This window comes from Paenibacillus sp. NPDC057886 (assembly GCF_042796655.1).
GTDB lineage: Bacteria > Bacillota > Bacilli > Paenibacillales > Paenibacillaceae > Paenibacillus.
The window spans coordinates 1-17,177 of sequence record NZ_JBHVMZ010000005.1 but is presented as its reverse complement, the minus strand read 5'-3'; the positions used below and the strand labels follow the sequence as shown (position 1 = coordinate 17,177).

Here is a 17,177-nt window from a genome sequence, read left to right as displayed (position 1 = left end):
ATCTTGTTCTTTACACTCCAACTTCTCCGATCATTTGCCGCTCAATCCTCTTCATCTCATAAAAATAACCTTTTTGCTCCATTAACTCCGCATAGGAACCTACCTCCACAACCCTTCCCTGTTCCATCACTACAATTCGATCCATCTTTTCCAGACCGGTAAGCCGATGACAGATCTGGAGAATGGTATCCTCGGCTGCTTGTGCATAGAGATGTTTCAGCACACGTTCTTCTGTAACGTAATCCAGTGAGGAAGTAGGTTCGTCAAGAAGCCATAACCGACCTCTGCGAAGCATGGCCCGTGCCAGAGCCAGCCTCTGCTTCTCGCCGTCTGAGAGGTTTTCCCCTTTTTCATATACTTCATCAGTCAATGATGTATTCGGCAGCTGTACTTTGGCCAGCACATCTAACAGTTGTTCGTCCGAGTGTTCTTCATCATTCAGCAGCAGGTTATCCCGGATCGTTCCCCGGAAGAAATGACTTTGCTGCAGCACGACATTAGCCGATCGCCAAATACTCGTCTCATCCAGTTCCTTCACCGAAAGGTCGTTTAATCGAATCTCCCCAGACGTAGGGGTTCGCAGTTTAAGCAGTAGTTCAATAATCGTTGATTTTCCTGATCCACTTGGTCCAACAATCGCCGTTTTGGAGCCAGGTAAAATATGCAGTGAAATGTCCTTTAGCGCCGGTCTCCATTCCCCTTCATATTGAAACGTAACATCGGAGAGATCAAGCGAAACAGCCTGATTGCCAGATAACGCTCCTTTTGGCTGCGCAGACTGCCTATCGGAGGTCTGTATGGTTTCCGTCAGTCGTTTGGCTGCGTGTTCGCTATCCTGCTTATACAAGGGTAATGTCGCCATTGCCGCAGCTTCTTCGAATACGGTTAGTGAGGCCATGACCAGCATTGCAAGAAACACGCCAGCAAGCGCTCCATCGATAATCAGATAAGCACCAAGAGCCAGCACACCCCAGGAAATAAGAAACGTAATCAAAGCGTGCATGGATTGCCCGCGTAGCAAGTGTCCAGCAGCCCGTTGCTGCTGGGCCGTCAACGCCGATGAAGTCTCCTGCAACTGCTGCTCCCGCTGTGTCAGTTGTCCGTACACTTTCAAATCCCGGTATCCATACAATACTTCGGTGACTTCTGTGGAAAGCAGTGCCCGTTGCTCCCGAACGTGTCCATGTATTTTACGCTGCCCAAGCAAAACCATTCCCGGTACAACCAATGCCGTAGTGAGCATACCTAATACAAAAAGCCCCGCAATCCAGAATGAAAAGGCTGAAGTAAACAACACTGTCGCCAAAAAGACCATGACAACAATGATCGGTGGATAAGCGACTCGCAAAAAATAATGTTGCAGGCTCTCCACGTCCCCAACAATCCGTGCAAGCAGGTCCCCGCTTCGTTTTTTGTTCAATATCCCCGGCGTCATAGGAATGAGCCGGGCAAAGAAGGATGTACGCAAACGGCTAAGCATGGAGAACGTCGCCCGGTGGGAATACAAGCGCTCTCCGTAACGGCTCGCCGCCCGAAGCAGTCCAAGCAGCTTGACCAGCGAGGTGAGTACAATTAAGGTGTAGAGCGGTGGCGCAAAGACCGTTTGCGAAATCAGATACCCGCTCGCCGAGAAAAGGGCCACTCCTGCTATGCCGGCAATAAACCCACCTAGAATCGAAAGGATAATATCCTTACGCTCCTGAATCATGGCCTTGGACAAAATCGCTAGCTCGTTCATGCTAAGCCCCCTTTTCGTTGAACATCAATCATCTCGGCATACTGAGGCAGGCGCGCCAGAAGCTCTTCATGGCGTCCCGTATCTACTAACACACCTTGGTCCATAAACCATATGCGGTCAGCCTGTTGAATCGTATATAAACGGTGAGCCACCGTAATCATTGTCGCCGTATCTGCCAATGTGGCAATGGAACGTTGCAATATCTGCTCCGTGCGCAAATCCAGTCCTACCGTGGGTTCATCAAACAATATGATGGCAGGCCGCTTCAAAAAAGCGCGTGCCAAGGCAAGTCGCTGCTTTTCCCCACCAGACAGCCCACGCCCTCCTTCACCAACGAAAGTATCGAAGCCCTGCTCCAATTGGGCAGCAACTTCGGCCAGCCCGGCATCCTCTGCCGCCTGCTCAATTTCAGTCCTGGATACGTTCCGACCCGCACCTATCGCAATGTTCTCAGCAAATGTACCTGCAAAAATATACGGATGCTGTGTAATGTAGCTAACATGTTCGAACCATGCAGCCTCATCACAATCGGAAAGCGGCTGTCCATTGACCATAACCTCTCCTGATGCTGGTTTCAGCAAACCCGCAATAAGATGGAGTAACGTCGTTTTCCCTGAGCCGCTTTTGCCGACAATGGCAATGTGTTCTCTCGGATCAAGCTGGACCCGGCCAGTTTCAAGCTCGAATGACCCGGGTGCGTATCGAAATCCGAGATGGTTCAATATTATGGATGGCGGCATGGAGCTTTCATTGAAGCGGGCTATTTGCAACGTCCCTATCCTGTTCTCCCTTTCAATCCGTTCTACGCTGTGGATTTCGTCAATCCCCCGGGATGTACCTGCTCCCTCTTTTCCTTCTCCAGACTTGCTCTCCCCAGCCGTTTCCTCAAGCATCTGCTCCACCTTACGAACCGCTCCCATACTTGTTCGCCCACTGTGAAAGGCTGTTCCCGTATTTTTCAGCAAACTATAGAACTCGGGAACGAGCAACAAAACAAGAAATGCAGTGTGAAACGACATTGATTTGAATACAAGCAGCTGGATTGCCAATTCGAGAGCTACGACACCGATGCTTAGCATTACGATCGATTCCAGCATAAACGTATTTGTAAACGCAATCCGCAAAATACCCATCGTGGCATCCCTATAACCCAGGCTGGTGCGTTCAATCTCCTGCTGCTGGCGGTGAGCTCGTCCAAATATTTTCAACGAAACCAGCCCTTGAAGAGAATCCAGGAACGTACCGGAAAACTCGGCCAGCTGCGCATATTTCTCCTCTGATTTGTTCTTTGTTTTCAGTCCCACCAAAATCATGAACAAGGGGATAAACGGGGCCGTAAACAGCATAATGAAGCCTGAATTGGCATGCTGCATAAACGTTACCACCAAAATCAGAATCGGAATGATGGCAGCCTCCATCATACGCGGCATATACAGACTGAAATAACTGTCAGCCTCATCCACAGCATCCAGAGCAACACTGACCTTTCCGCCTGTTTGTCCACGAAGAGTTGATGGCATCGACGCATGGGTCAAATGTTTCAGCACGGCTGCCCGCATATTCGTCTTGGCACTGGCAGCCATATGCAAACCAACTTTTCCGTTCCCATAAGACAATCCTGTACGTATAACCATGACAGCCAGGAGTATCCCGAGCAGCATGACGACCGACGAGAGGGAAGCCTTCTCCACGAAAATCTGTTGCACTGCTTCAGCCAGCAGCGCAGCCTGACTTACAATCGCTGCACCCAGCGCAAGTGAAATGACCGCAAGGAGCACAAGACGTTTTCGCTGGCCTGACATTTGTTGAGAGATCAGGCTTGTTTTCCTCTTCATGTAAGCTCTCCTCCTTTCTATGAACCTGTGAGATTACTTCCTTACATGACATAATGAATTCAATTTATTTTTTTCCTTTTACATAATCCGCATCAAACAGAAACAGTCTGAAGACAAGAATCAAGGAAGGAATCAACATACACATGCCACCGATAAACACAACAACCAGTGCGAAGCCCATCGCTGGTGAGGTTACACTGTTTTGAATTGTAATGAACGGATCAAGAATATAAGGATATTGACCAATTCCATAAGCGAAAAAGGCACAGAAAAATTGCAGCATGATACATATAAACGCTAATCCGTAGCGGCGTCCGTTATAGATCAGCCACATCGCAATCATGAAGAATGCAACGGAGAGCGCAAGTAGCCACCATAAATCCATCATATTTTGAAAATGTCGCTCATTGTGCTGTCCCAAATAAATAAATGCAGTCAGTGCGATGATAATCGTCGGTGTACTCCAGAACAGGGCATAGGTACGCACCAGCTTCAACGCAGAATGATCCTCTGCCCGCGATGCATAAAAGGCCAGAAAGGAGCTGCTAATGAACAAAACCGACACAATCGCCAGTCCAACAATGCTCCACGATAACGGATTGGTAAACAGCGTCCAGTAATCCAGAGAAACCGTCGAGCCCTGCTTCACGATAAAGCCACCTTCAGACAGGGTTAATGCCACTGATAACGAAGCGGGAATAAGCAGACCCGAAGCTCCATATAGAAACAGATACACGATGTTATTTTTGGAACCATAGTTCTCAAAGGCATAAAACGACCCACGAATGGCGAGCAAAATGACGGCAATGCTTCCCGGTACAAGCAGTGCTGATCCGTAATAATAGGCCGTGTCCGGAAAGAATCCAACGATGCCGATGTAGAAAAAGACAAAAAATACATTTGTAATCTCCCATACCGGTGATAAATAACGGGAAATCAGACGATTAATCAGGTGATCCTGTTTCGTCAAGCGTGCATAAAAGGCAAAGAAGCCCGCCCCGAAATCAATGGAGGCTACAATTAAATAGCCATATAAGAACAGCCAGAGCACCGAGATGCCAATCAGCTCGTAACTCATCATGCACGCTCACCCTTTTCTGTAGACTGATTGCCCTTCTCCTTCATCCATTTCTCCATCTCGACTTCTGCCGGATTATTGTTGAACAACCGTCTTAACACGAGAACACACATGACTCCCAGAACGATGTAGAGCAGCAGGAAGAAGAAAAAGATCATTCTTATGTTGGGTGATGAAGTGGCGGCTTCCTCCACACGCATATATCCCCGGATAATCCACGGTTGTCGTCCCAGTTCAGCATAGAACCAGCCCAGCTCAACCCCGAGAAAAGCCATCGGTGCGCCCAGGGCAATGATCCCAAGCAGCCACTTGTTCAGCTCATTGCGCTTTTTCCAGAACACAAACAGGAAATACAGAACTGAGATAGCCAGCAGAGTAAATCCGATTCCAGCCATTAAATCAAACAGGTAGTGAACGAGCAGCGGCGGCCATTCGTCTTTCGGAAACTCCTCCAGTCCAGTTACCTCTGCATTAAAGTCACTAAAGGCCAGGAAGCTGAGCAGTTTAGGCAGGTGAAGAGCTCCTATAATTTCATGCTCTGCATTCAGCCATCCCAATAAAATCAAATCTGCGCCGCTTTCCGTCTCAAAATGCCATTCTGCTGCTGCAAGTTTCTCCGGCTGATGCTCGGCCAAAAACTTGGCGGACACATCTCCCGCTAATGTGTTCAGTAAGCCAAATAGCAAAACCACCGCCATCATGAGGTTCAAGGCTTTTTTGTGGTATGCAGATGCCCCTTTTCTCAGCAGCGCAAAGGCTGCAATTCCGGCTAACAGGGCAGCTCCTGTCAAATATGCCGAGCTTAACACATGAAACACCTTGGAGAACGTCGCCGTATTCAGCATCGCCTCCACTGGGTTAACCGCTGTGAATTGGCCTGCTTCCATGACAAAGCCTCCAGGCTGGTTCATGAAGCCGTTCACCGTCGTAATAAATACAGCCGACATGCCTGCACCAGTGACGATTGGAATCGTCAGCAGCCAGTGGATATACGGATTTTTGAATCGATCCCATGTATACAAATAAATGCCCAGGAAGATGGCTTCAAAAAAGAACGCGAATACTTCCATAAATAAAGGAAGTGCAATGACATTCCCTGCCAGTTTCATAAAATTCGGCCACACCAGGGCCAGCTGCAGTGAAATCGCTGTACCGGTCACTACACCAACCGCCACAGAAATGACAAACCCTCTAGACCACCTCTTCGCCATCAGTGTGTAATGAGGGTCCTTCTTGCGAATCCCCATGAACTCTGCAATTGCGATCATTAGGGGTACACCGACGCCAAGCGTTGCAAAAATAGCGTGGAAGCCCAGCGTCATGCCTGTCACCAACTTACTCCACATTACCGTATCGATTGCCATTCTTTACTGCCTCCTTTCAAACTCTGTTCGATTTTCAATAATTTGAATCGTTTAATCATTAGGTCAGTCAGCCCTTGGACGACATTCAACATCAGGTTTAAAGAAGCTCCATGAGATAGGTTCAGAATTTGTCTATAAAGTGTTCCTCCATCATTGTATGTACAAAGAGAATTTTTTCACAAAGTAAGAGGCGAAGGAAGCTTTACCACTCCATCATTGTGTATTGCTACACATAGTTACTGGACTGAGCATGGGTTGGCGAGCTATGTTTTACCTGATACTGAAGGGCCAAAGTACTTAATGGGACCTAATAGTTAAAATTATTATATCTTTGTGAATTAGCAATTCAATCACTGACACGTCTTCGTCCCTAAATGTTCAAGAAAGGATCAACTCTTTCTGACAACTCGGTGAAAAGCGTAAAAAGTACCCAAAGGAGCTATTGATTCATTGGGCACAACCGTGGTATTGCATTTTTTTCACTATGCGTGCACGATGTTCGAAAAAATCGTTCGAGCTTGCTCAGATTCTTATAGCAGCCTTCAAACAAAACAAAAAAAAGCCGCTTTTACTGGAGCGACTTCTTAATCTTAAGTCTTACAAATCAGCAGATCTGTTGGGAACTGATCCTTTAATTCTTCAATTCCTTTACTCTACGATCTCCTCCAGCCATTGCTGCAAGGGAATCTCCTCGGTCAACTCACCAAGCAGAATGTGGCTGAACATGCCTTTCTGATCTATGATCATCGTTGCTGGCAACCCGGTGATGCGATACAGACCGGAGACTTTTCCGGTTACATCAACGATAACAGGGAAATCGAATTTCCGTTTCTCCATAAATTCACGAATGGTGCCCTTCGCTTCCCCCACATTGACAAACAGGGTCTCTACGTCATTTTGATATGTCTGAGCGATCTGATTAATCATCGGCATTTCCCTCACACAGGGGGTGCACCATGAAGCCCAGAAGTTCATCATGACGACTTTTCCCCGATAATCGGAGAGCTTTACCTGTTGTCCGGCTGAATTAACCGCAGTGAATTCGGGAGCGATTGCACCGGCTTCAATGGCACCGGTTCTTTTGGGTTCGGATGATGAATTCCCCTGATAAATTGCCCACACAGCGGTCAGCACAGCAGCCATTCCAATCAGGATTGTAATCAAACGTCTCATTTCCGCACTCATTTTCACACTCTTTTTTTCCAATCGATTCACCTTCATTTTAAGCCAAGACTATGATGAAAAGCAGCATGAAGCGACCCGAACTGTTGACGAAAGTCTTCAGTTGAGCCATCTCCCACATTACGTCCATGGTTCATAAAAACAATGTGATCGGCAACATCATCTGCAATTTCAAGCTGGTGGGTGGAGAACACGACCATATGTCCCTCCTCCTTGATCTGTTTTATCAGATTTGCAAACTCCTGCATCCAGAAGGGGTCCAGTCCATTCGTTGGCTCATCCATGATCAGCAGCGGAGGCTTGGCCAGCAGAGCCTGAGCAAATAACACACGCTGCCGCATACCTTTGGAAAAGGTCGTGACCCGTTTATTTTTTTGATCGGCCAAGCCTACCATGGTTAGCACTTCCGTTACTCTCTCTTTAGACACTTTCCTAAGCGCCGCCCAGAACTGGAGCACTTCCTCTGCCGTCAGACCCAGGTTGAAATGATAATCATCCGGCATATATCCGATCTGTTCCGAATATCGCTTTCGTTCTTTGGACCAGCGCATCTTGTTTACAATGATTTCACCCGAGGTAGGTTGAAGGATACCTGCGAGCATACGCAGAACGGTGCTTTTTCCGGCCCCATTTCCGCCGCATAAGGCAAGCACATGACCGGAAGAAATGCGAAAGGATATATCTTCAACAATCTGTTGTTTTTTTATGGATTTACACAGTCCAACAATCTCTGCTTCCACGTTATCCATGGGAACGCCCCCTTTCCCAGATCCCGTAAACTGCCACGATCGAACATGCAATCCACAGCAGGCATATCCCCACAAAGATCCAGGTCCCGCTGGATGGCTGTACCCAATCTACCCACTGATAATATTCAGGTCCCAATATAGAGCCACCGCCAAGTTTGATCACAACAAACAAACGTACCAGCTCAGCCGGATTGATGAAGGTTAGAACGGTGAGTAAAGGTTTTACCCACTGATAAGGCATGAGACCCAATACAGAGATTAGAAGTGTAGGCCATCCGATTACAGCAAAAAACCAAACGGATACGGATATCGTTAACGCTTGCCACCGATTTTTGGATAACGAACCGATGAACAGTGCAATAGTCAGAAATAGCAACACCAGTCCGCAGGAGAATACCAGAAACAAAAGGTACGTCATAACATCTAAAGGGCTGCCCACCCATCCGCTAAGAAGTCCCATCAGGCCATATCCGAATGTAACTATCGTCATTAATACAACCGACAGACCCAGATATTTGCCAACAATAAAAGACATCGTGCCGATGGGGTATGTGGACAACAGCTGCCAGCTGCCCTCTTCCTTTTCAGAAGTCAACGAGAACGAGCCCAGAAAGAGGGTCATCAGCGGCAACAGATAAAGAATAAGATTTAACATGGAACCTGTCGTGCCAGAGTATCCTGCTACAAAATTCTGAGAATTAATGATCAACAAACTCAGGCTAAATACGCAGAAAAGAATCAAAAATGAATATGCCCAAGGGTTGCGAAATCCCATTTTCATCTCTCGTCGTACAACTTGTAACATATCTCCCATCATGCATCACCATCTTTATTGGTCATTTACTTATGGCCTGAATCTTCCGTTGATTCACTTTCCCCATGTGTTTCTTCATGCACGCCTTCACTCATTCCTTCTTCCGAATGCCCATGCTCACCCATCATATCCATCATCTCTGTGTTTTGTTTCCAGTCGTGGGAGGCGAGGTCTTCAGCGGTCATGATCGTTCCCACACCCTGCTCGGCAACAAATGCTTCGGCAGATGGTTTATCCTTGAAATTGAGGATGCCGTAAGCCATGGGTGTACGCAGTGAAGTATCATATACATAAGTGGCTTTGCTGTACTCAATCCATTCCTTGTCATTATAATCACGAACAAAATCCATCCCGATATTATCTGTTCCGTTCTCTTCTTTCCATTGGTGCATACAACCAATGTCATCAAATTTATAATTTTTACCGTCTTTCGTGGTAAGCTGCGTGGCATAGGCATCATCCTTCACCTGCATTTTGCAAATGGCACAGATGTCCACGTCTTCATTGATGGGCAATGCCTCATATTTTTTTCCGCAAGCTGTTAGTAACAGTACCCCAAAGAGAAGCACCATAACTGTTTTCCAATGTGTTTTCATTCTCATTTTCGTAATACCCCCATTTTGATCATAATAAAAGTGGCCATACCCAGCAGAATGCATCCGATGATCCAAACCCCAGTTGTCTCTTTAACCGCTTGTGTATCTGTATTCGTCGTCTGTGATTCCGCTTCCATACTCATTAACGGTGATCTGTCGCTTGTCCACTCTGCCTTGCCTTCCGTAAACAAGTTGCTCATAAAGATCATGCCTGGAGATTGAAAGAAAAGCTGGTAGGCTGAATTTCGGTTAACCACTTGCTCATAAAAAGGATTAATCCCATAGGATAGTTCACTGATTCCATCATTGTTCAGGTCAAGACCCTGAAAGGAATCCCAGTAATTTTCCTTCATCTCATTGTTCCGGCTGTCCATCGCTGAAGCTTCAATCACATTCGAAACAAATTGGTTTCTGGTAAACTGATTATCCTCTGCAAGAACGAGCTGAATTCCGATGAAATTCCGGAGCACCGCATTGCCGCGAATTTCATTTCCTGAGGATTCGGCAATGTTCATGCCGACTCGATTGCCTTCCACGACATTGTTATGAATCGAGGATTGCTGTACGTCATACAACAAAATCCCTTGTGAATGCACATTTTCGCTCTGTTTACGAAAGGAATTTCCCGATACAACCGTATTCTTGACACCCATCACCATGGCCCCGGTACTGTTGTTCTCCCCCAAATTGTCCACAACAGAAGAACCATCGATATACATACAATGAATGCCATACCTGGTATGTAACAGCGTGTTAGCCTTGACCGTAAGATTGCGACTGTTCTCCAGATAGATACCGTCCCGCATTCCCGTAATTTTGTTGTCTTCGATGTGTGTACGATGTGAATTGTACAGATCAATGCCATTCCCCTTTTGACCACTGGAAGCAGATTCCGGTCCAGCCCATGAAATGGTATTGCTATGTATGAGCCCATCGACGGAACCGCGCAGCACGATTCCGAAACTTTGACTCTGAATATCCAGGCCCGTGATCTCTACACGATCTCCTTCAACCTGAATCGCTGCAGTAGGTTCGTTGGTTAAGTGTCGAACCGTGAACCCCTGCAAAGTCACTCCATCTGAACGAATGGTGATCGTGGATTCAGCTTCCGTATTCAATACCGTTACGGATGAGTCCCCCCGAATGGATATATTCTTGTCTATACTTACGGGACCAGAATAAATACCAGGCTCAAGCACAAGCACTTCTCCGGGTCTAGAACCATCAATGATTGGCTGGAGTGGAATAGCGTCTTTGGTTTCAGGAGCAGCGTTTGCAGTGTCAAGCGGGTAAGAGAGCGGGATCGCCAGTATCCCTATAAGCAGCAACATGCCCAGGACAATCCGTCCGTTTAACATCATAACCTCCTTTATGAAGCACACTGCTCATAGTGTACATAAAAACAAATTTTTACCATATAGCTCAATCTGGCTATAGAGCTGGGAGTTTTGTGTCCAATTTGTGAGGTCATTGTGGTGAAAAGCAGAAAAAAGGACATCCACTTAACATAAAAACAGAAAGAACGCTCGGATAGTAAAAAAGGCTTATTACAGACGATTGTGGTCTGTAATAAGCCCTTGCTCCAGCGCATAACGTGTCAGTTGAACGCGATTTTGAACCTGCAGTTTTTGCAAAATATTTTTCAAATGATTCTTGACCGTATACTCTGAGATCGTATAATTTACAGCGATTTCTTTGTTGGTCCATCCTGCAGCCACGCCATACAGAATATCCTTTTCTCTTGTGGTTAGTGGAACGTCAGGTTCTTTTTTCTCCGTGAGGGAGACATCCTTCAGGATTTGGTAAGCCACCTCGCGGCTCAATGGGGCTTCTTCTGTAACGATGGAATGAAGATATTCCAGCCACATGGACGGTTCAAGGTTTTTGAGCAAGTAACCCTGAGCTCCCCGCTTCAACGCTTCCAGAAGGTGGAGTACATCATCCGAGACGGTAATCATGACAATTTTCACATAAGGAAAGGCTAATTTGATTCGTTGAGTTGCTTCAAGGCCATTCATAATCGGCATCTGAATGTCCATGAGAATTAGATCGGGAAGCCATTGTTCTGTATAATCAATCGCCTGTTGACCGTCCGACACAACGCCAATCACTTCGAAGCCGGGATCCATGGATAAAATTTCACATATGGCTTCTCTCGCATGAGCGTGATCGTCTACAACAAGTACGCGAGTATGGCTCATAACATCTCACCATCCTTTGTAAATTCGACAACAGTAAGCTGCTGCTCCCTTCGGAATTGCATGTTAAAGTTCAGTTCATGCATCCGCTCTCTCATGATTTTCAGCCCATATCGATCCTTTCGTTCAAAGGGATTCATCTCAAATCCTTTTCCATTATCTCGAATCGTAATATTCCAGCACTTCTTGTGCCCGTTTCCCTGAATCCATCCTTGGGAAGCAGATGCGTGCTTTTGAATATTAAAAAGAGCTTCCCGAATACAAGCGAGCAGTTCTACTTTCTCTTTCTCAGTAAATGCATCATCCGGGATGCTCCAATCCAGTTCGATTCGGACGGGGATATCTTTGGCAATTCTTCGAATTTGACCAAGTAGTGTGACCGATTCGTTCATAGCCAAGGCATAATTAGCGTTAGGATCATAACGTAAATCGGCAATGGCCTGACGCACATAACGGTTGACTTCATGAACCGTTTTTTTGATCGAATACACATCGTCCAACTGTTGATCCTGCTTGGCTTGTTCCTCTAAACGCCCCACTTTCACCGATAATAAAAAAAGGGATTGGGCGATTCCATCATGGAGCTCCTTGGCCATCTTTTCGCGAGATTCAAATGCGGCTTTGGCTTCACGCTCATGCTCCAGCTCTTTTTGAATTCGTTCCAACATGAGAAATAACCGAGTTAACAACGTTATACTCACTACATATACAATGACTGGCGTAAGCCAGTTGCCCAAATCCATTGATATATAGGGGAGTAGAAACTGATGTCGTACATATTCCCAGAGACCAACGGTTAAGGTGGGAATGAGCAAGATCATCCACTTGATTTGTTTATAAGACATATTCCCCTCCTGAACTTCAAGATAAGAATCAGTGAGGCAAACGAAGAATATAACCGAACCCCCACAGGGTTTGAATCAGATCCTCCCGATTCGGCACATGCTCGGATAGTTTGTCCCGCAACCGTTTCACATGGGTATCCACGGTTCGATAATCCAGATCTTCCTCATCCTCCACTTTCCAAACAATTCTCAGCAAATCCTGCCTGGAGAATGCGATTTCTGCGTGTGTCGCCAGATGATAAAGCAAATCAAATTCTTTGGGAGTCATATGAATCTCCTCATGTTCTACTGTGACTCTTCGGGAAGTAGGATTGATTAAAATAGAGGAGATCAACACCTCGCTTGCTGAATGGTCTTTTGGCGCAGGTTTAATTAATCCGTTATAACGAGCCATCATGGTTTTGATGCGCAGCACAACTTCCCTCGGACTGAACGGTTTCACGACAAAGTCATCCGCCCCGGCTTTGAAAGCTTCAAGCCGATTCCCCTCTTCTGACTTGGCTGTCAGAAACATGACGGGTATGCTTAAGTTGGTCCGTAGATATTGGCATATTTCAATCCCCTTAATATCGGGGAGAATCCAATCCAGAATGATCATGGCATACGAGTCATGATGAAGCTTGCTTAAGGCTTGCCAGCCCAGCGAAGCCTCCTCAACGATAAATTGTTCTTTCTCCAAATACATTCGAAGAAGTCCACGGACCCGTTTATCATCATCTACAATCAATATTCTATTTTGCTGCAGGGTCCCGTTCATGTCTTACCTCCAAATCTTTGATATTCGGGTCATTTTCTTAGTTTCTCTTTATAAAGCCTCCCAGTGAGTGAACTTGATGTAATCAGCATACCTTCAACGTACTCAAAAGGCATGACTCCATAGAGCCATGCCTTTAATAATCTATCTCTGAATTGTAGACAATGTATGAACGATTATGTTCAGGCTTATGTCTTGCCGGTGACAGCTTTCAATCATAATTCTTTCATGCACCAAATAACGTGTCTTTGAATATGGATATCTACTAAGCCACAAATTTTTGAAACCTAGTAATAGAGCCCATTCATCCGGTTTTTCACAAAATTGATACCGATAAGCATTTGACAAACCTATATATTGATATAAAATTAAGGAAGTAATCTATATATAGTGTTTGTTTTTGATCACCTTTCATTTGTCAAGGAGGAAATGATAGTGCTAATTGTGTATGATTCGATAACCGGGAACGTTAAGAGGTTTATTTCCAAGCTTCAACTGCCGGCTGTTCAGATTCAGAATCAAATGACGATTGATGAACCGTACGTACTTGTGACATATACAACAGGTTTTGGACAGATACCTGATAAGGTGTCTTCTTTTTTGCAAAAAAACTCTGCATACCTGATTGGCGTGGCCGCCAGCGGTAACCGTAACTGGGGTGAGCGTTTTGCCAAAAGTGCAGATTTGATATCTGCATCGTATAACGTTCCGGTTATTAGTAAATTTGAATTATCGGGTTCCAAGAGAGACGTGGAGTATTTTGAACAGGAGGTGAGCCGCATTGCGTCATATTGAATTAAATAACATGCTGCTAAAGCGCGACTCTGATGGCTTCTTCCAGTTACATAAGGATAAAGAGGCTGTAGAGGAGTTTATGAAAGAAATCAAAGATAAAAGTATGGCGTTTGCCAACATTGATGATCAAATCAATTTCATGATTGATCATGATTATTACGAGGATTTCTATGCTTTCTATACAACCGATGAAGTTAGAACGGTGTTTGAAATTACGCGCGGCTATCAATATCACTTTCCTTCCTATATGGCAGCGTCCAAGTTCTACACCGATTATGCGTTGAGAACATATGACCGAAAAACATACCTAGAGCAATATGCGGACCGAGTAGCAGCCGTAGCACTTCATTTGGGTCAAGGACACTTTGATACGGCTTGTTTGCTGTCTCGTTCTATGATGGAGCAGCGTCTTCAACCCGCAACCCCCACTTTTCTGAATGCGGGAAAAAGTCGGCGCGGTGAACTGGTTTCTTGCTTCCTGCTTGAAATGGATGATTCACTGAACTCCATAAACTATGTACTAAACACTTGTATGCAGTTATCGAAAATCGGTGGTGGAGTGGCTGTCAATCTCTCGAAGTTGCGTGCTCGTGGCGAAGTCATTAAAGGTGTTGAAGGTGCTGCTAAAGGCATTACACCTGTTCTCAAGCTGATGGAAGATGGCTTCTCCTACGCCGATCAGATGGGTCAACGTAAAGGTTCTGGCGCAGCATACTATAATATTTTCGGTTGGGACGTTATGGAACTACTGGATAGCAAAAAGATCAATGCGGACGAGAAAATCCGGCTGAAAACTCTCTCTATCGGACTTATTGTTCCCAATCGTTTTTATAAGCTGGCTCAAGATAATGAGCCCCTGTACCTCTTCGCACCTTATAGTGTCTATAAAGCGTATGGAACACACTTGGATGATATGGATCTGGATGTGATGTATGATACGTTGCTGGCTGACGATCGTGTGAAGAAGAAAAAATCGTTGAACGCGCGGGATATGCTGACCAAAATAGCGATGACTCAACTTGAATCCGGCTATCCCTACATCATTAATAAAACCAATGCCAATCAAGCACATGCCTTGAAAAACGTAGGACAAGTCAAAATGTCCAACCTCTGCACAGAGATCTTCCAACTTCAGGAGACTTCTGAAATTACAGACTATGGTCAACCGGATATTATCCGTAAAGATATCAGCTGTAACCTGGCCTCCCTCAATATTGTTAATGTTATGGAGAGTGGCAAGATCAAGGAATCCGTTCATGAGGGCATGATCGCACTGACCTCCGTCAGCGACATGACACATGTTGCCAATGCTCCCGGTGTGGCAAAAGCCAATTCCGAAATGCATTCCGTTGGCTTGGGTGCCATGAATCTGCACGGTTACTTAGCCAAAAACAGGATTGCTTATGAAAGCTCGGAAGCCAAAGATTTTGTACGCACCTTCTTTATGACCATGAATTATCATTCTCTGGAGAAAAGTATGGAGTTTGCAGAGCAAACGGGTCAACGGTTCTATGGATTTGAACAATCGGATTATGCGACCGGGGTATATTTTGATCGTTATGTGACTACGGATTACCGTCCTAACACGTCCAAAGTACAGAAATTGTTTAAAGGCATTGCTGTTCCGTCTCCCGAGGATTGGAAGCAGCTTAAGGCTAAAGTGATGAAAAAGGGTCTCTATCATGCCTATCGGATGGCTATTGCTCCAACGGCCAGCATCTCTTATATCCAAAACGCAACATCCAGTGTAATGCCCATCGTGGAACAGATTGAGACACGGACCTATGCCAATTCAACCACGTATTATCCAATGCCCTATTTGCAAAAGGATAACGTCTTCTATTACAAATCGGCGTATCAAATGGATCAATTCAAGGTAATTGACTTGATTGCGGAGATTCAGCCGCATGTGGACCAGGGGATTTCAACCATTCTTCATGTAAACAGTGATGTATCCACGCGAGAATTGGCTCGCTGCTACCTGTATGCTGCTCATAAAGGGTTGAAATCTCTATATTATACAAGAACCAACAAACTGACGATGGAAGAATGCATTGCTTGTTCAATATAAACAAAATTCCCTTTGGGGTATTACGATTGGAGTTTGATATAACATGCCGGCAATTCAAGCTGTGAACTGGAATCGAGCGGATGATGATTTCACCTTGATGTTCTGGAATCAGAATATTATGCAATTTTGGACCGATGACGAGATTCCTTTATCCGATGATAAAATGACCTGGGGCATGCTCAGTGATATAGAAAAAGACGCTTATATGAAAGTTTTGGGAGGCTTAACCCTTCTGGATACGATCCAGGGCGGTGTAGGTATGCCGCAGATTATGGAGCATGTCGATGGACTGCAACGCAAGGCCGTACTTAGTTTTATGGCAATGATGGAACAAATTCATGCGAAATCATACAGCAGTATTTTTACCACGTTGGCATCAACCGAAGAAATTGACAGTGTATTCAAATGGGTGGAAGAAAATCCATATCTGCAAACCAAAGCGACAGTTATACGTCAGTATTACATGAACATTGAAACTTCAAAAGATTTGTATATGGCGATGGCTGCCTCCGTACTTTTGGAAAGTTATTTGTTTTACAGCGGATTTTTCTATCCACTCTATTTAGCTGGACAAGGCAAGCTCACCTGCAGTGGTGAGATCATTGATCTGATTCTGCGGGATGAAAGTATTCATGGTGTATATGTGGGCGTGTTGGCCCAGGAAATATACGCAAGCTTTGATGAAACGCAGCGGAACGATGTGTACCAAAGTCTAGTTGATCTAGTACAGCTTCTTCATCAAAATGAGTTGCACTATACGGAGGAATTATATACACCTATTCATTTAACCGAAGAAGTGGAAACCTTCCTTCGTTATAACGCTAACAAAGCCATGATGAACCTTGGATTTGAGCCATTATTTGAAGATGAGGAAGTCAACCCGATTGTGTTAAATGGAATCAGTACACATACCAAACAACATGACTTTTTCTCTAAAAAAGGCAACGGGTATATTCGTACACTGAATGTAGAACCCCTGACGGATGATGATTTCAAGTTTGAATAGATTGTAATAAGGCTAACGTGCAGCTTATGAAAGTAAATAAAGAAGGCTGTTCCTCTCATAAAATGTACCCTATAAGATAGACACTTTGAAAAAGGTCATCTTATAGGGCTTTTTTTTGTTTATAATGAAGAAAACATGAGCGGTGGTAGGAT

15 protein-coding genes are annotated in these 17,177 nt (G+C 45.2%); 3 read left to right on the top strand and 12 right to left on the bottom strand.

The annotated features are described in order from the left end of the window. Positions 1–10: 10 nt before the first annotated feature. The 12 genes from cydC to ACFVQB_RS17305 all read right to left on the bottom strand — a co-directional run bounded on the left by cydC (position 11) and on the right by ACFVQB_RS17305 (position 13,156). Positions 11–1,738, bottom strand: a complete 1,728-nt coding sequence (gene cydC / locus ACFVQB_RS17360) for a thiol reductant ABC exporter subunit CydC (protein WP_379441468.1) — start codon at positions 1,736–1,738, stop codon at positions 11–13. After that, positions 1,735–3,573, bottom strand: a complete 1,839-nt coding sequence (gene cydD / locus ACFVQB_RS17355) for a thiol reductant ABC exporter subunit CydD (protein WP_379441466.1) — start codon at positions 3,571–3,573, stop codon at positions 1,735–1,737. Before cydD ends, cydC begins: the two co-directional genes overlap by 4 nt. A 64-nt stretch (positions 3,574–3,637) precedes the next feature. After that, positions 3,638–4,654, bottom strand: coding sequence for a cytochrome d ubiquinol oxidase subunit II (locus tag ACFVQB_RS17350; RefSeq protein WP_379441464.1), 1,017 nt, complete (start codon positions 4,652–4,654; stop codon positions 3,638–3,640). Further along, positions 4,651–6,015, bottom strand: a complete 1,365-nt coding sequence (locus ACFVQB_RS17345; protein ID WP_379441462.1) for a cytochrome ubiquinol oxidase subunit I — start codon at positions 6,013–6,015, stop codon at positions 4,651–4,653. Before ACFVQB_RS17345 ends, ACFVQB_RS17350 begins: the two co-directional genes overlap by 4 nt. A 648-nt stretch (positions 6,016–6,663) precedes the next feature. Beyond that, positions 6,664–7,221: a TlpA family protein disulfide reductase gene (locus ACFVQB_RS17340; protein ID WP_379441459.1), complete on the bottom strand. Its 558-nt coding sequence runs from the start codon at positions 7,219–7,221 to the stop codon at positions 6,664–6,666. Between the two features lie 11 nt (positions 7,222–7,232). Beyond that, the gene (gene ccmA, locus ACFVQB_RS17335; protein ID WP_379441455.1) at positions 7,233–7,946 is read right to left on the bottom strand and encodes a heme ABC exporter ATP-binding protein CcmA; all 714 of its coding nucleotides are present in this window, start codon (positions 7,944–7,946) and stop codon (positions 7,233–7,235) included. Beyond that, complete coding sequence (locus ACFVQB_RS17330; RefSeq protein WP_379442813.1) at positions 7,939–8,760, bottom strand: ABC transporter permease; 822 nt, start codon at positions 8,758–8,760, stop codon at positions 7,939–7,941. Before ACFVQB_RS17330 ends, ccmA begins: the two co-directional genes overlap by 8 nt. A 26-nt stretch (positions 8,761–8,786) precedes the next feature. Next, positions 8,787–9,362, bottom strand: a complete 576-nt coding sequence (locus tag ACFVQB_RS17325) for a nitrous oxide reductase accessory protein NosL (protein ID WP_379441452.1) — start codon at positions 9,360–9,362, stop codon at positions 8,787–8,789. After that, positions 9,359–10,717, bottom strand: a complete 1,359-nt coding sequence (locus ACFVQB_RS17320) for a right-handed parallel beta-helix repeat-containing protein (RefSeq protein ID WP_379441448.1) — start codon at positions 10,715–10,717, stop codon at positions 9,359–9,361. The genes ACFVQB_RS17325 and ACFVQB_RS17320 overlap by 4 nt, the downstream gene beginning before the upstream one ends. Positions 10,718–10,903: 186 nt before the next feature. Then, complete coding sequence (locus ACFVQB_RS17315) at positions 10,904–11,557, bottom strand: response regulator (RefSeq protein ID WP_064637236.1); 654 nt, start codon at positions 11,555–11,557, stop codon at positions 10,904–10,906. Next, positions 11,554–12,399, bottom strand: coding sequence for a sensor histidine kinase (locus ACFVQB_RS17310; protein ID WP_379441442.1), 846 nt, complete (start codon positions 12,397–12,399; stop codon positions 11,554–11,556). The genes ACFVQB_RS17315 and ACFVQB_RS17310 overlap by 4 nt, the downstream gene beginning before the upstream one ends. A gap of 28 nt (positions 12,400–12,427) precedes the next feature. After that, positions 12,428–13,156 (bottom strand): response regulator transcription factor, encoded by a 729-nt coding sequence (locus ACFVQB_RS17305; protein WP_379441439.1) that lies wholly within the window; start codon positions 13,154–13,156, stop codon positions 12,428–12,430. Between the two features lie 432 nt (positions 13,157–13,588). Between ACFVQB_RS17305 and nrdI the strand changes: the two genes are divergently transcribed. Genes nrdI through nrdF form a run of 3 tightly spaced genes read left to right on the top strand, consistent with a single transcriptional unit; the run spans position 13,589 to position 17,025 of the window. After that, positions 13,589–13,948 (top strand): class Ib ribonucleoside-diphosphate reductase assembly flavoprotein NrdI, encoded by a 360-nt coding sequence (gene nrdI / locus ACFVQB_RS17300; protein WP_063562791.1) that lies wholly within the window; start codon positions 13,589–13,591, stop codon positions 13,946–13,948. Further along, positions 13,935–16,019 carry a class 1b ribonucleoside-diphosphate reductase subunit alpha gene (gene nrdE, locus ACFVQB_RS17295; RefSeq protein ID WP_379441434.1) on the top strand — a complete coding sequence of 695 codons (2,085 nt, stop codon included), beginning with the start codon at positions 13,935–13,937 and terminating at the stop codon, positions 16,017–16,019. Before nrdI ends, nrdE begins: the two co-directional genes overlap by 14 nt. 43 nt (positions 16,020–16,062) lie before the next feature. Continuing rightward, positions 16,063–17,025, top strand: coding sequence for a class 1b ribonucleoside-diphosphate reductase subunit beta (gene nrdF / locus ACFVQB_RS17290; protein WP_379441430.1), 963 nt, complete (start codon positions 16,063–16,065; stop codon positions 17,023–17,025). The last annotated feature ends 152 nt before the right edge of the window (positions 17,026–17,177 follow it).